The 15287-nt window shown below is 75.8% G+C and carries 12 protein-coding genes; all 12 read left to right on the top strand.

Annotated elements, in window-relative coordinates; all coding sequences use genetic code 11:
• The first annotated feature begins 2 nt into the window (after positions 1 to 2).
• The 12 genes from QSK52_RS15260 to pcaB all read left to right on the top strand — a co-directional run bounded on the left by QSK52_RS15260 (position 3) and on the right by pcaB (position 15272).
• Entirely contained in the window at positions 3 to 1334 is a 1332-nt protein-coding gene (locus tag QSK52_RS15260) for a UDP-glucose dehydrogenase family protein (RefSeq protein WP_285736586.1), read from the top strand.
• A 76-nt stretch (positions 1335 to 1410) separates the two neighbouring features.
• On the top strand, positions 1411 to 2883 hold the full coding sequence (locus tag QSK52_RS15255) for an MFS transporter (protein WP_285736585.1): 1473 nt from the start codon (positions 1411 to 1413) through the stop codon (positions 2881 to 2883).
• 60 nt (positions 2884 to 2943) lie between these two features.
• Positions 2944 to 3897, top strand: a complete 954-nt coding sequence (locus QSK52_RS15250) for a chlorinating enzyme (RefSeq protein WP_285736584.1) — start codon at positions 2944 to 2946, stop codon at positions 3895 to 3897.
• 44 nt (positions 3898 to 3941) lie between these two features.
• Positions 3942 to 4208: an acyl carrier protein gene (locus QSK52_RS15245; protein ID WP_285736583.1), complete on the top strand. Its 267-nt coding sequence runs from the start codon at positions 3942 to 3944 to the stop codon at positions 4206 to 4208.
• Positions 4205 to 4984, top strand: coding sequence for a thioesterase II family protein (locus tag QSK52_RS15240; RefSeq protein ID WP_285736582.1), 780 nt, complete (start codon positions 4205 to 4207; stop codon positions 4982 to 4984). The genes QSK52_RS15245 and QSK52_RS15240 overlap by 4 nt, the downstream gene beginning before the upstream one ends.
• The gene (locus QSK52_RS15235; protein WP_285736581.1) at positions 4981 to 6783 is read left to right on the top strand and encodes an amino acid adenylation domain-containing protein; all 1803 of its coding nucleotides are present in this window, start codon (positions 4981 to 4983) and stop codon (positions 6781 to 6783) included. The genes QSK52_RS15240 and QSK52_RS15235 overlap by 4 nt, the downstream gene beginning before the upstream one ends.
• Positions 6780 to 7946: an acyl-CoA dehydrogenase family protein gene (locus QSK52_RS15230; protein ID WP_285736580.1), complete on the top strand. Its 1167-nt coding sequence runs from the start codon at positions 6780 to 6782 to the stop codon at positions 7944 to 7946. The genes QSK52_RS15235 and QSK52_RS15230 overlap by 4 nt, the downstream gene beginning before the upstream one ends.
• A gap of 1 nt (position 7947) precedes the next feature.
• Positions 7948 to 9447 carry a cation:proton antiporter gene (locus tag QSK52_RS15225; RefSeq protein ID WP_285736579.1) on the top strand — a complete coding sequence of 500 codons (1500 nt, stop codon included), beginning with the start codon at positions 7948 to 7950 and terminating at the stop codon, positions 9445 to 9447.
• Positions 9448 to 9580: 133 nt separating this feature from the next.
• Positions 9581 to 10126, top strand: a complete 546-nt coding sequence (locus tag QSK52_RS15220) for an SRPBCC family protein (RefSeq protein WP_285736578.1) — start codon at positions 9581 to 9583, stop codon at positions 10124 to 10126.
• Between the two features lie 168 nt (positions 10127 to 10294).
• The gene (locus QSK52_RS15215) at positions 10295 to 11842 is read left to right on the top strand and encodes a class I adenylate-forming enzyme family protein (RefSeq protein ID WP_285736577.1); all 1548 of its coding nucleotides are present in this window, start codon (positions 10295 to 10297) and stop codon (positions 11840 to 11842) included.
• Entirely contained in the window at positions 11839 to 13857 is a 2019-nt protein-coding gene (locus tag QSK52_RS15210; protein ID WP_285736576.1) for an FAD/NAD(P)-binding protein, read from the top strand. The genes QSK52_RS15215 and QSK52_RS15210 overlap by 4 nt, the downstream gene beginning before the upstream one ends.
• Entirely contained in the window at positions 13854 to 15272 is a 1419-nt protein-coding gene (pcaB, locus tag QSK52_RS15205) for a 3-carboxy-cis,cis-muconate cycloisomerase (RefSeq protein ID WP_285736575.1), read from the top strand. Before QSK52_RS15210 ends, pcaB begins: the two co-directional genes overlap by 4 nt.
• Positions 15273 to 15287 lie beyond the last annotated feature (15 nt).

Here is a 15287-nt window from a genome sequence, read left to right as displayed (position 1 = left end):
CCATGAGCTTCCGGATCTCCGTCCTCGGCACCGGCTACCTGGGCACCACCCACGCCGCCGGCATGGCCGAACTCGGTTACGACGTCCTCGGGTTGGACGTCGACGCGGACAAGGTGGCCCGGCTCGCGCGCGGCGAGGTGCCGTTCCACGAGCCGGGGCTGGCCGAGCTGGTGCGCACCCACACCCGCTCCGGGCGGCTGCGCTTCACCACGGACTTCGCCGCGGCCGCGGCCTTCGCGGACGTCCACTTCCTCGCCGTCGGCACCCCGCAGTCCGCCGACGGCGAGGCGGCCGACCTGAGCCACCTGCGGGCGGCGGTGGACGCGCTCGCCCCGCACCTGGAGCGTCCCTGCGTGGTGGTCGGCAAGTCGACGGTGCCGGTGGGCACCGCCGCCGAGCTGGCCGGGCGGCTGGCCGGACTCGCCCCGGCCGGGCGGGCCGTGGAGCTCGCCTGGAACCCGGAGTTCCTGCGCGAGGGGCACGCGGTGGCCGACACCCTGGCGCCGGACCGGATCGTGGTGGGCGCCGCCTCGGAGCTCGCCGAGAAGGTGCTGCGCGAGGTGTACGGCGACCTGCTGGAGCGGGGCGTGCCGTTCCTGGCCACCGACCTGGCCACCGCCGAGCTGGTGAAGGTCGCCGCCAACTCCTTCCTGGCCACCAAGGTGTCGTTCGTCAACGCGATGGCCGAGGTGTGCGAGGCGGCGGGCGCGGACGTGACGGTGCTGGCCCGGGCGATCGGGCTGGACGAGCGGATCGGGCCCCGGTTCCTGCGGGCCGGGGTGGGCTTCGGCGGGGGCTGCCTGCCCAAGGACGTCCGGGCCTTCCGGGCCCGGGCCCGGGAGCTCGGCGGCGACTCGGCGGCGGCGCTGCTCGGCGAGGTGGACCGGATCAACCTGCGGGCCCGGGAGCGGGTCCTCGCCCTGGCCCGGCGCGCCCTCGGGGGCGTGCTGGCGGGGCGGCGGATCGCCGTCCTCGGGGCCGCGTTCAAGCCGGACACCGACGACGTGCGGGACTCGCCCGCGCTGGACGTCGCGGCGGCCGCCGCCCGGGCCGGGGCCCGCGTCACCGTCTACGACCCGGCGGCGGGCCGCTCCGGCGCGGCCGCCCGTCCCGAGCTGGCGTTCGCCGACTCGCTGGAGGCGGCGGCGCGCGGCGCGGACCTGGTGCTGCTGCTGACCGAGTGGGCCGAGTTCCGCACCGCCGACCCGCGCCGGCTGGCCGCCCTGGTGGCCGCGCCGGTGCTGGTGGACGGCCGCAACGCCCTGGACCGCGCGGCCTGGACGGCGGCGGGCTGGACGGTGCACGCCCCCGGCCGCCCCGCGCCCCGCAGCTGACCGGCCCCGCAGGACCGCACACCGCACACCGCACGGCACTCTCCCCCACCTCCCCGACCCAAGGAGACGAGACACCATGGCGGTTGAAGGGGTGACCCCGGCCGACCGGGCCGCCTCGGTCATCGAGCGGATGAACGTGCTGGAACCGACCCGGCGGCACCGGCTGATCGTCGCCACCATCGGGCTGGCGCTGTTCTTCGACATGTTCGAGATCTTCATGTCGGGCGTGCTGGGAGCGGTGCTGACCGACCGCTACGCGCTGACCCGGACCCAGACCTCCGGGGTGCTGGCCTCGGTGTTCGTGGGCATGTTCATCGGCGTGGCGGTGACCGGGCGGCTGGCCGACCGGTTCGGCCGACGGCGCGTCATGCTGGCCTCGGTGGCGGTCTACACGGTGTTCTCGGCCGTGGGCGCGCTGGTGGACGGCGCCTGGGCGGTCGCCGGGGCCCGGGTGCTGGCGGGCGTGGGCATCGGCCCGGTGCTGCCGCTCGCCGACGCCTACCTGAGCGACCTGCTGCCCGCCCGGCACCGCGGCCGGTACACCGCCTGGGCGTACACCGTGGGCTTCCTCGGGGTGCCCGCGGTGGGGCTGCTGGCCCGCTGGGTGGTGCCGCTGAGCCCGCTGGGGCTGGACGGCTGGCGGTGGCTGCTGCTGCTCGGCTCGATCGGCGGGGTGGTGATCCTGCTGCTGCGCCGGGTGCTGGTGGAGTCGCCGCGCTGGCTGGCCTCGGTGGGCCGCGTCCAGGAAGCCGAAACGATTCTGCACGCCCTGGGCGGCGGCACCACCGCCGTTCCTGCTCCCGCCCCCGCCACCGCCCCCGTCGTCCCCTCGAAGACCGCCCCCGCCGCCCCGCCCGGCACCCGGGAGGCCGCCCGTCGGCTGCTCGGCCGTCCGGTGCTGCGGCGCCGGATGGTGATGATGGCGGTCTTCCACGTGCTCGCGGCCTTCGGCGGCTACGGCTTCGGCACGATGGCCCCGCTGGTGCTGTCCCAGAAGGGCTTCTCGATCGTCCACTCGCTGCTGTTCAGCGCGCTGACCTTCGCCGGCTACCCGCTCGGTTCGCTGCTCTCGCTGCCGCTGATCGAACGCTTCGAGCGCAAGCACCTGATCGTGGTCTCGGCGCTGGGGATGGCCGCCTCCGGGGTGGTGTTCGGCACCGCCCGCAGCGAGTGGCTGATCGTGGCGGCCGGGGTGTGCAACACCGCCGTCACCAACGTGTTCTCCAACTCGTACCACGTCTACCAGGCCGAGATCTTCCCGACCCGGCTGCGCAGCACCGCCGTCAACTGGACGTACTCGCTGTCCCGGGTGACCAGTGCCGCCATGCCGTTCCTGCTGGTGCCGATGCTCGGGGACTTCGGGCCGGGGGTGCTGTTCGCCTTCGTGGCGGCGACCCTGCTGCTGATCACCCTGGACATCGGCCTGTTCGGCCCGGCCACCACCGGCCGCGCGCTGGAGGACGTCAACGCCCTGGACGGGGCGGACCCGGGCGCGGACCCGGCGCCCGGACGCCCCGGCCGGGCCCCGGCCGCGGTCGAGAACGCCTGACCGGCCCCACGAACCTTCCGACCCACCCGTCACCGGTAATCCCGAAGAGAGAGACAGGACATGGACCTGACCAGCCCCGCCAAGGACTTCTCGCTGAGCCCCGAGGAGGTCGCGCAGTTCCAGCGCGACGGCTACATCGGCCCGTTCGACCTGTACGAGCCGGAGGAGATGGCCAGCCACCTGAAGGAGCTGCGGCCCAAGCTGCTCAACACCAAGAAGGCGATCTACGGCGGCGGCCGGACCGTCTCCGGCACCACCAACCTGGCCAACTACGACCGCCACCTGGACGTCGACTTCCTGGCCGACCACATCACCCGTCCGGAGATCGTCGACCGGGTCTCCAGCCTGCTCGGCCCGGACACCCTGTGCTGGCGCACCGAGTTCTTCCCGAAGTACCCGGGCGACGAGGGCACCGACTGGCACCAGGCGGACAACTTCTCCAACGTGGCCGGCTCGAAGCACCCGCAGATCGTCTGGCCCGAGGACGCCGAGTTCGGCGGCACCATCACGGTCTGGACGGCGTTCACCGAGGCCACCGTGGAGAACGGCTGCCTGCAGTTCATCCCGGGCTCGCACAAGTCCATGAACTACGACGAGTCGAAGACCATGGAGTACGACGCGTCGGCGATCAACAGCACCGAGAAGAACGGCGTCCGGCGCGGCTTCTTCGGCTACGACTACCGCCAGCTGCAGAAGGACCCGAACTGGAGCCCGGACGAGTCCAAGGCGGTCTCCCAGGTGATGCGGCAGGGCCAGTTCATCGTGTTCTGGTCGACGCTGATGCACGCCTCGCACCCGCACAGCGGCCTGACCGACCAGATGCGGCTCGGCTTCGCGGCCCGCTACCTGCCGACCTCGGTGCGGGTCTACCCGTACTCGACGGAGCTGGAGGAGTTCGGCGGCGAGGCCAGCCTGGAGAAGTTCGGCAACGTGCTGACCTCCGGCCGGGACGTCTTCGGGCACAACCGGTTCACCGACCGCACGGTCAACGGCCACCCGTTCCGCACCCGCTGACGCGGCGTCGCACCCCACCCACGCGAGAAGAGGAGGACACCACCGTGTCGAACCCCACCACCGGCACCGACCGACCGGACGCGCAGGCGCTCCAGGAGTGGGTCTCGGACGCCTGCCGCGGCCTGGGCCTGGACCTGCCGGACCCGGAGAACGACTTCTTCGAGTCGGGCGGCACCTCGCTGACCGCGATCCGGCTGATCTCCCGGGCCGAGGAGGTCTTCGGCGAGGACGCCCTCCCGCCGGAGGACCTGTTCGCGCACAGCACCGTCCGGGAGATCGCCGCCGCGATCGACCGCAACACCCGGTCGTGACCGGGTCGGGCCCCCGGGCGGGCGTCGACCGCTGGCTGCCGGTCCTGCGCCCGGCCCGGCGGGCCCGGCGGCTGCGGCTGGTGTGCCTGCCGTACGCGGGCGGCAGCCCGGACCTGTTCCGGCCCTGGGCGGACCAGCTGGACCACGAGGTGGAACTGCTGGCCCTGCGGCTGCCCGGCCGCGGCGTGCGGCTGCGCGAGCCGCTGTACGACAGCTGGGAGCCGCTGGTCGAGGACGTCTTCGCCGCCCTGGTCGAGGCCGGGGTGGCGGCCGAGCCGCACGCCTTCTTCGGCCACAGCTTCGGCGCCCGCCTGGCGTACGAGCTCGCCGACCGGGCCGCCCGGGAGTTCCCGGGCGCCACCCGGCGGCTGTTCGTCTCGGGCAGCCGCAGCCCCGAGCACCCGCAGCACCGGCCGCTGCTGCACGAGATGGCGCCCGACGCGTACCTGGACGCGGTGCGGGCGATGGGCGGCACCCCCGCCGAGGTGCTCGACGACCCGGCGGTGATGCGGCTGTTCCTGCCCACCATGCGGGCCGAGATGCGGCTCGCCGAGATCTGGTCGCGCCCGCCCGGGCAGCCCCGCCTGGACGTGCCGATCACCGCGATGTACGGCCGCGACGACCCGGTGGACGGGCGCGCCGCCACCGCCGGGTGGCGGCGGCACAGCCTGCGGCCCAGCGAACTGCTGGAGCTGCCGGGCGGCCACTTCTTCCTGGACACCCACCGCGACCTCCTGCTGGCGACCATCAACGCGAGGCTGGTGAGCACCGCATGACGAGCACGACCACGCGGCCCGACCCCCCGGTGCGGATCATCGACGCCGGGCCGGCCGCCCTGGACGCCCACCGGGCGCTGAACGCCGACCACGACACCGGCCCCGGGTACCCGGAGCAGGGCCTCAAGGAGCTGTTCGAGGCGCAGGCCGCCCGGCGCCCCGACGCCACCGCCCTGGTGCACCGGGACACCGCCCTGACCTACCGCCGGCTGGACGGCCTGGCCGATGCGCTGGCGGCCCGGCTGTGGGCGGCCGGGGTGCGCCCCGGCGCCACCGTCACCGTGCTGATGGAGCGCTCCGTCGAGCTGGTGGTGGCGCTGCTGGCCGCCGTCAAGTGCGGCGCCGCGTACCTGCCCGCCGACCCCGGCTGGCCGGACCGGCGGCTGGCCGACCTGCTCGACCTGGCGGGCTCGGCGCACGTCCTGGTGCGCGCCGACGCCGCCGCGGCCACCGCCGCCCGGCTGCCCGGCCGGGCCGTCCTGCCGGTGGAGCGGGCCGACCTGGCCGCGCACCCGGCGCCGGCGCCGCCGCACCGCGGCTCGCCGGAGGAGATCGCGTACGTCAACTTCACCTCCGGCTCGACCGGCACGCCCAAGGGGGTGCCGGTGCGCCACCGCGGCGTGGTGCACCTGGTGCACGACGCCCGCTACGCGCGGCTGGACGAGGACGCGGTGCTGCTGCAACTGGCGCCGGTCTCCTTCGACGCGGCGACCTTCGAGCTCTGGGGCGCGCTGCTGCACGGCGGCACCGTCGTGCTGTACCCGTCGGCGTTCGTCCGGCTGGGCGAGCTGGGCCGGGTGCTGGAGCGGCACGGGGTGACGGTGCTGTTCCTGACCACCGCGCTGTTCAACACCGTGGTCGACGAGGCCCCCCGGGTGCTGGCGGGCCTGCGCACCGTCCTGACCGGCGGCGAGGCGCACTCGCTGACCCACATGGCGGCGGCGCTGCGCCACTACGGGACGGAGAAGGTGGTCAGCGTGTACGGCCCCACCGAGTGCACCACCTTCTCCACCTTCCACCCGGTGCGCGAGCTGCCCCCGGAGGAGACCAGCCTGCCGATCGGACGGCCGATCCAGCACACCCGGGCGTACGTGGTGGCGGAGGGCAAGCTGTGCGCGCCCGGGGAGACCGGCGAGGTGCTGATCGCCGGGCCCGGCCTGTCCCCCGGCTACCTGGGGCTGCCCGAGGCCACCGCCCGGCAGTTCGTGGAGGTGGAGATCGACGGGGTGCGGGAGCGGGTGTACCGGACGGGCGACCGCGCCCACCTGTCGCCGCGCGGCCACCTGGTCTTCCAGGGCCGCCTGGACCACCAGGTGAAGGTCAACGGCTTCCGGATCGAGCTCGGCGAGGTCGCCCACCACCTGGACGCGCACCCGGCGGTGCGGCGGAGCTTCGTCACCACCCGGCCCCACCGGCAGGGCGGGCAGGAGCTGGTCGCGTTCGTCGTGCCGGAGGGCCCGGAGGTCGACGCCCGGGCGGTCCGGGCGGACCTGGCCCGGGAGCTGCCCGCGTACCTGGTGCCGAGCGTGCTGCGGCTGTGCGCCGAGTTGCCGCTGACCGCGACCGGGAAGGTCGACCGGGCCGCACTGCTGGCCCGGGCCGAGGAGTCCGGCGGAGCCGCGGCGCCGACGGGGCCCGCTCCGACGGGGCCCGCTCCGACGGGGCCCGCTCCGACGGGGCCCGCTCCGACGGGGCCCGCTCCGACGGGGCCCGCTCCGACGGGGTCCGCTCCGACGGGGTCCGCTCCGACGGGGTCCGCTCCGACGGGGTCCGCTCCGACGGGGACGGTGCGGCCGTGAACGAACTGTCCCCGTCCCGGGAGTTCCCGTTCTACTACCGCGCCCACGACGCGTTCCGCGACGAGGTGCGGGCCGTCCTCGCCGAACAGGTGCTGCCCGCCGCCGACGGCTGGGAGCAGCGGCGGCGGATCGGCGCCGAGGGCTGGAAGGCGCTCGGTGCCGCCGGGCTGCTCGAACTCGACCACGGCGGCGTGGAGTTCCTGCGCAGCGCGCTGCTGCTGGAGGAGCTGGGCGCGACCGGCTACGCGGGCGTCCGGGCCTCGGTCGGGGTGCACGCCTACATGGCCCGCTCCTACCTGCTGCAGTTCGGCTCCGCCGAGCAGCGCGCCGCCTGGCTGCCCGCGCTGCACGCCGGGGAGCGGATCGCCGCGCTGGCGATCAGCGAACCGCAGGCCGGCTCCGACCTGGCCGACCTGCGCACCACCGCCCGCCCGGACGGCGACGGCTTCCGGCTGACCGGCCGCAAGGCGTACGTCGCCAACGGCACCGCGGCCGGCCTGCTGGTGGTGCTGGCCCGGCTGGGCGACGGCGCCCCGGCCGGGCCCGGCCCCGCCGCGCACGGCCTGGCCGGGGCCGGGCTGCTGCTGGTCGACGCCGCGAGCCCCGGGATCACCCGCCGTCCGCAGCCGACCGCCGCCTGGCGCTCGGCGGACGTCGCCGAGGTGTCCTTCGCGGACGTGCCGGTGCCCGCGGACGCCCTGCTGGGCCGTCCGGGGCGGGCGCTGGTCCAGCTGATGCGGGCGCTGGACTTCGAGCGCCTGGTCGCCGGGCTGCTCGCGGTCGGCGGGGTGCGGCACACCCTGGCGGTGCTGGACGCGCGGGTGCGCGCCCGCCGGGTGGGCGGCGCGCCGCTGGACGCCCGGCAGGCGGTGCGGCACCGGCTCGCCGACCTGCACGCGGAGTTCGACCTGGTGCGCCGCTACGCGCACCACGCCGCCTGGCTGCACGGCCAGGGCCGCCTGGACGTCGGCACCGCCTCGGTGGTGAAGCTGCGCGCCACCGAACTGGCTGCCGAGGCCGCCCGGGCGTGCGCCCAACTCCACGGCGCGGAGGGCGTGTCGGAGGGCTCGGTGGCCGAACGGCTGTACCGGGACGCGGCGGCGGGCACGGTCGCGGCCGGGGCCAGCGAGCTGCTGCGGGACCTGATCGCGGAGGTGCGCTGAGATGGCCGGACCGCTTTTCCGACGGGGCCGGGGGCCGGAGCGCTCCGGGGCGCCGCGGCCCGGGGCGCGGCGGGTGGCGGCGGTGCTGCTGACCGTGGTGCTGCCGCTGGCGGTGGTGCTGGTGGTGGCCGTCACCGCGGGCGGGCGGGCGGGGGGCGGTTCGGGCCGCCGGAGCTGGTTCGCGCTGAGCGCCACCGGCCACGTCCTGCTGGCCGTCGGCGTGCTGCTGGCCGCGGCCCGGCTGACCGGGGCGCTGGTCGAACGGCTGGGCCAGCCCCGGGTGGTGGGCGAGATCTGCGCGGGCATCGCGCTCGGCCCCTCGCTGCTGGGCCGCCTGGCGCCCGGCGCGGTGGACTGGCTGTTCCCGCGCTCGGTGCTGGCCCCGCTGGACGGGCTGGCCCAGTTCGGGCTGGTGCTGTTCATGTTCGGGGTGGGCCGGGAGCTGGCCGGGATGCGGCTGCGCGGCGCGGCCGCCCGGGCGCTGCTGGTCAGCAAGGCCTCGGTGCTGGTGCCGTTCGCGCTGGGTGCGGTGGCGGCGGTGCCGCTGGTGCGGCACTACGCGGGGCCGCACGGCAGCGGCCCGGTGTTCGCGCTGTTCCTCGGCTGTGCGCTGAGCATCACCGCGTTCCCGGTGCTCGCCCGGATACTCTCCGACCTGGGCATCACCCGGACCGGGGTGGGGCAGTTGAGCCTGTTCGCGGCGGCGCTGGGCGACGGCGCGGGCTGGCTGGTGCTGGCGGCGATCACGGCGGTGGCCGCGGGCGGCGACCCGTCCGGGCTGCTGGTGGTCGGGGCGGCGGCGCTCGCCCTGGTCGGCCTCTACCTGGGCCCGCTGCGGGCGCTGCTGGCCCGCGGCGCCGCGCGGGGGCGCTCCGCGGCGGCCGACGTGACCGTGATCGCCCTGGCGGTGGCGGTGACGGCGGCGGCCACGGCGGCGCTGGGCGTGCACCAGCTGATCGGGGCGCTGCTGGTGGGCCTGGTGTGGCCCGCGGCGGCGGCACCCTCGGCGGGGGCCGAACCGGCGGGCCTGCGCGAGGTGGCGCGGGCGGCGGACCGGGTGGTGGGGACGGCGCGCGGCGTGCTGCTGCCGCTGTTCTTCTTCGAGTACGGCCTGACGGTGGACCTGGGCGCCCTGGAGTGGGGCGGCTCGACGGTCCCGGTGTTCCTGGTGCTGCTGGCGCTGGCGGTGGTCGGCAAGGTGGCCGGGCCCGGTCTGTGCGGGTGGCTGCTGGGGCTGCGCCCGCGGGCGGCGCTGGCGCTGGGGGTGCTGTTGAACGCGCGCGGGCTGACCGAGCTGATCGTGATCCAGATCGGTCACGACAGCGGGATCGTGGACGACCGGATGACGGCGATCCTGACGCTGGTGGCGCTCGGCACCACGGTGATGACGGCCCCGCTGCTGCGGCTGCTGCAGGGCTCCGGCCCGCTGGACGGCCCGGCGCTGCGGCTGCCCGACCAGGAGCCGGCCGTCCCGGCGCAGGAGCCCGCCGGGCGCCGGTAGCGGCCCGCGGGGGCGTCCCGCGGTGCGGGGCGTCCCCGCGCCGCGGGACGGAGTTGACACGGAATCCCGGAGTTGACGGACCCGTGTTTTCCGCCTTGACCCCCGCCGGGGGCGGGCTGGGAGCATTCGTGCCATGGGTGAAATCATCAACGAGAAGCGGCCGATATTCTCCACCGACGCCGACATCCGCATTTCCGCTCCCCCTTCGGAGGTCTACGCGGTGGTCAGTGACCTGCCGCGGAGTTTCGAATGGAGCCCGGAATGCCTGGGCGGCGAGTGGGTGTCCGGCGAGCCGTCGGCCGTCGGGTCGGTGTTCCGCGGTGACAACGTCCGCGCCGAGGACGTCGTGGCGTGGGCCCCGGTGGTGCGCGGGCGGTGGCAGACGCACGCCGAGGTGGTCGCCGCCGAGCCCGGCCGGACCTTCCGCTGGGCGATGTGCGACTCGCAGGGCCGCAAGCAGGAGAGCGTCTGGGGCTTCGACGTCGAGCCCGCCGGGGACGGCGGAAGCCTGCTGACCCACCACTTCCGGATGGACGCGCCCACCGAGGGCATCCGGGGCATCACCGCCGAGATGGACGAGGCCGCGAAGCAGCGCTTCTTCGCCGAGTGGGGCGACAAGATCTCCGCCGACCTGGCCGTCACCCTGCGCCGGATCAAGGCCGTCGTCGAGCAGGGCTGAGCATTTCCGGGCCGGGCCGGGCGGGTTCCCGGTTCTCTTTCGGGGAATTCACCGGCCCGGTCGACACTCCTCTTCCACGTCGATGTTCCGACGGCGTTCTGCCGCCCCTTTTCGGAAGGCGTACAGGTGTTTCTTCAACGTATCGGAAACCGGGGAATCCGGCTCGGAATGCTGTTCGAACGCGCCGCGGCGCGGCACGGTGCCAACGTCCTGGTCCTCGACCACGACCTGGACGCGCTGCCGGAGCTGGAGCGGCGCTCGACCGTCGCGGAGGTGGCCGACGCGGTGGACGCGCTGGCCGCCCGGCTGTGGGCGGCCGGGGTGCGGCCGAACCGGCGGGTGGTGGTGCACAAGGCCGACGGCTTCGACATCACCCTGCTGGCGTGCGCGGCGGCCCGGATCGGGGCCGTGCCGGTGCTGCTGTCCCCGGCGCTGGACGGCGCGACCGTCGCCGAGCTGGTGCGCCGCACCGACCGCCCGTTCCTGGTGACCGACCAGGAGAAGCTGGAGCGCTCGCTGCCCGGATCGGTCTTCGCGCTCGCCGAGCGGGTGCTGCTGACCTCCGGCAGCTACCGGGACGCGCTGGAGCTGCGCTCCCTGGCGGGGGCGCCGCGGGTGCCCGCGGTCACCCTGGCGCCGGACCGCCCGACCCTGATCACCCACACCTCGGGCACCACCGGGACGCCGAAGCTGGCGGTGCACACCGGGTTCAGCCTGCAGTCGCGCTACCGCCCGCAGGCCTCGGTGCTCGCCCCGCTCGTCCCGGGCCGGGAGACGGTCGCGATCCACGTCTCCTTCGTGCACTCCCGGCTGTTCACCGCGCTGGCGATCTCGCTGCTGCGCGGCTTCCCGCTGGTGGTGCTGCGCGACTCGGACCCGAAGCACGTCGGCGACCTGTTCGCGCGGCTGAAGCCGGGCGTCCTGGAGGCGCACCCCAACTCCTTCATGGAGTGGGAGGAGCTGGCGGACGACCCGCGCGGCCCGCTGAGCAACGTGAAGCTGTTCAGCAGCACCTTCGACGCGATCCACCCGCGCACCGTGCACCGCCTGCTGCGGGCGACCCGGCGCCGCGCCCCGTACTTCGGTCAGCTGTACGGGCAGAGCGAGGTCGGCCCGGCGATCGTCCGCGGCTTCACCCGGCGCCGGACCCTGGACGACGACGGCCGCTGCGTCGGCGTGCCGTTCCCGGGGATGACGGACGTGCGGGTGGTCAGCCGCAACGGCCTGCCGCCGTCCGCGGACAACCCGGGCTACATCGAGGTGCGCAGCGACGGGCGGATCGTCACCTACCTGGGCGAGCAGGAGCGCTACGACGCGCAGGTGTCGAAGGACGGCTGGTGGCGGATGGGCGACGTGGGCTACCGCACCCGGTGGGGCTGCGTGCACCTGCTGGACCGCGAGGTCGACCTGATCGAGGGCTTCGGCAGCACGCTGGCCGCCGAGGACACCCTGTTCGGCCGGATGCCCGGCCTCGCCGAGGTGATCATCATCCCGGGCCCGGACGGCCGGGCGGTGCCGGTGGTGTGCACCAAGGACGACGCCCCGCTGGACCTGGCGGCCTGGCGCAGCGCGGCCTCCGGCCTGCCGCCGATGGCGGACCCGGTGCACCGGCGGCTGGAGGAGCTGCCGCGCACCGCGACCACCAAGATCAAGCGCCTGGAGCTGGCCCGCCGGCTGGCCGCCGGTGCGGAGGTGGCGGAGGTGGTGGAGCCGTGAGCGGGACGGAGAAGCAACTCGCCGCGAGCGGACCCGCGTTGGAGGTCTGCGTGATCGGGGCCGGTCCGCGCGGCCTGTCGGTGCTGGAGCGGCTGTGCGCCAACGAGCGCGCCCGCCCCTCCCGGTCGGCGGTCACCGTGCACGTGGTCGACCCGGCCGCGCCGGGCGCCGGGGCGGTGTGGCGGCAGGACCAGTCGCGGCACCTGCTGATGAACACCGTCGCCTCGCAGATCACCGTGCACACCGACGAGAGCTCCCGGATCGAGGGCCCGATCGAGCCCGGGCCGAGCCTGTACGAGTGGGCGGTGCGGGTCGCGGCCGCGGGCGCGGCGTCCGGGCAGGCCGAGGAGTGCGTCGCGGAGGCCCGGCGGCTGGGCCCGGACACCTACCCGACCCGGGCGTTCTACGGCCGCTACCTGGCGGCGTGCTTCCAGCGGGTGGTGGACGGCGCCCCGGCACACGTCCGGGTGGTCGTGCACCGGTCGCGGGCGGTCGCGATGGCCGACACCCACGGCGTGCCCGGCGGCCCGCAGGGCGTCCGGTTGGAGGACGGCTCCCGGCTGGACCGCCTGGACGCGATCGTGATGGCCCAGGGCCACGTCCCGGCTCGGCCGACGCCGCACGAGGAGCGCATCGCCAGCCTGGCCCGGATCCACCACCTGACGTACGTCACCCCGGCGAACCCGGCCGACCTCGACCTGGACCGCGACCTGGCGCTCGTCGCCCCCGGGCAGCCGGTGCTGCTGCGCGGCCTGGGCCTGAACTTCTTCGACCACATGGCGCTGTTCACGGTCGGCCGCGGCGGCGCGTTCGAGCGGGTCGACGGGCGGCTGGTGTACCGCCCCTCGGGGCTGGAGCCGAAGCTGTACGCGAGTTCGCGCCGCGGCGTGCCGTACCACGCCCGGGGCGAGAACGAGAAGGGCCCCTACGGCCGCTACCTGCCGCGGCTGCTGACGCCGCAGTACGTGGCGGGGCTGCGCGCCCGGATCGTCGCCGGCGAGTCCGACGTGAACTTCCGCACCGACCTGTGGCCGCTGATCTCCCGCGAGGTGGAGAGCGTCTACTACGGCGCGCTGCTGGAGGCCGCGGGCCGGGGCGCCGAGCGCGAGGCGTTCGTGCGGCGCTACCTGGAGAGCGGCGGGGAGGGCGAGGACGCCGCGCTGCTGGCCGAGTACGGCGTCCCGGCCGAGCGGCACTGGAGCTGGGAGCGGCTCTCGCGGCCGTACGGCGACCGGGAGTTCACCGGCCCCGAGGACTTCCGCTCCTGGCTGCTCGACCACCTGGCCCGGGACGTCGCGGCGGCCCGCGAGGGCAACGTCAGCGGGCCGCTGAAGGCCGCCCTGGACGTGCTGCGCGACCTGCGCAACGAGGTCCGCCTCGCGGTGGACCACGGCGGCCTGGAGGGCAACTCGTACCGCGACGACCTGGAGGGCTGGTACACCCCGCTGAACGCCTTCCTGTCGATCGGCCCGCCCGCCTCCCGGATCGAGGAGCTGATCGCCCTGCTGGAGGCCGACGTGGTGGAGCTGACCGGGCCGCGCACCGAGATCCGGATCGACACCGCGGATCCCGCCTTCGTGCTGACCTCGCGCGCGGTGCCGCGGCCGCCGGTGCGCTCGACGGTGCTGATCGAGGCCCGGCTGCCCGAACCGGACCTGCGCCGCACCGCCGACCCGCTGCTGCTGCACCTGCTCAGCACCGAACAGGCCGCGCCCTACCGGATCGCGGCCGCCTGCGGCGGCTACCAGACCGGCGGCCTGGCCGTCACCGAGCGGCCCTACCGGCTGCTGGACGCCCGCGGCCGGGCCCACCCCCGCCGCTACGCGTACGGCATCCCGACCGAGGCGGTGCACTGGGTGACCGCCGCGGGCATCCGGCCCGGGGTCGACTCGGTCACCCTCGCCGACTCGGACGCCATCGCCCGCGCGGTGCTGGCCCTGCCGCCCGCCGCCCGGGTGCCCCGGGGCGTGCGGCCGGACGCCACCGTGACCGACCTGACGGGGGTGCTGGTGTGAGCGGCGCGCACGCGGTGCCCGGAGCCGCGCCCGACACCGGCCTGCTGTCGCCGGTGCGGGCGGGCACCCCGGTGGAGGCGGCCGTCTCCGACCCGGCCTGGCTGCAGGCCGTGCTGGACGCCGAGGCCGCCCTGGCCCGTGCCCAGGCCGCCCTGGGCACGGTGCCCGCGGCGGCCGCGGCGACCGTCACCCGGCTGGCCCGGGCCGAGCTGCTGGACGTCCGGGCGCTGGCCCTGGAGTCCCGGGAGACCGCCAATCCGGTGGTCGGCCTGGTCCGGGCGCTGACCCGGGTGGTGGCCGCCGAGGACCCGGCCGCCGCCGAGTACGTCCACCGCGGCTCCACCAGCCAGGACGTGCTGGACACCGGAACGATGCTGGTCGCCGCCCGCGCGCTGCGCCTGGTGCGGGCCGACCTGGCCCGCACCGCCCGGGCGCTGGCCGTCCTCGCCGAACGCCACCGGGACACCCCGCTGGCCGGGCGCACCCTCGCCCTGCAGGCGGTGCCCACCACCTTCGGCCTCAAGGCGGCGGGCTGGCGCCAGCTCGTCCTGGACGCCGAACGACGCCTGGCGCAGGTCGCCGAGCACGGCCTGCCGGTCTCGCTGGGCGGCGCCGCCGGAACGCTCGCCGGGTACCTGGAGTACGCCCGGATCGACGGCCCCGACGGGCCGGACACCGACCCCGGCGCGTACCTGGACCGGCTGCTGGACGCGTTCGCCGCCGAGACCGGCCTGGCCCGCCCGGTGCTGCCCTGGCACGCGCTGCGCACCCCGGTCGCCGACCTGGCGGCCGCGCTGGCCTTCACCGCCGGGGCGCTCGGCAAGATCGCGCTGGACGTCCAGTCGCTGACCCGGACGGAGGTCGGCGAGGTCGCCGAGCCGACCGCCGCCGGGCGCGGCTCCTCCTCCGCGATGCCGCACAAGCGCAACCCGGTGCTGGCCACCCTGATCCGCAGCGCCGCCCTCCAGGTGCCGGTGATCGCGGCCGGGCTGACCCAGTGCCTGCTGGCCGAGGACGAGCGCTCCGCGGGCGCCTGGCACGCCGAGTGGCAGCTGCTGCGCGAGGCGCTGCGGCTGACCGGCGGGGCCGCGCACACCGCGGTGGAGCTCGCCGAGGGCCTGGAGGTCCGGCCCGGGCGGATGCGCGCCAACCTCGACCTGACCGGCAGTCAGGTGGTCTCCGAGCGGATCTCCGCCGTCCTGGCGCCCCGGCTCGGCAAGGCCGCGGCCAAGCAGTTGCTCACCGACGCCTCCGGGCAGGCCGAGCGGGACGGCCGCCCGCTGGCCGAGGTGCTGGCCGAACTGCCCGAGCTGAAGGACGTGTTCGAGCCGCGGGAGCTGGCGCTGCTGTGCGACCCGACCGCGTACACCGGGCTGGCCGGCCCGCTCGTCGACCGGGCCCTGCGCGGGCTGTGAGCCCCGTACCGCGCG

It is taken from the genome of Kitasatospora phosalacinea (genome assembly GCF_030268885.1).
Taxonomy (GTDB): domain Bacteria; phylum Actinomycetota; class Actinomycetes; order Streptomycetales; family Streptomycetaceae; genus Kitasatospora; species Kitasatospora phosalacinea_C.
Note: the sequence above shows the minus strand (reverse complement) of the source record. Positions and strands in the feature narration are given on the sequence as shown.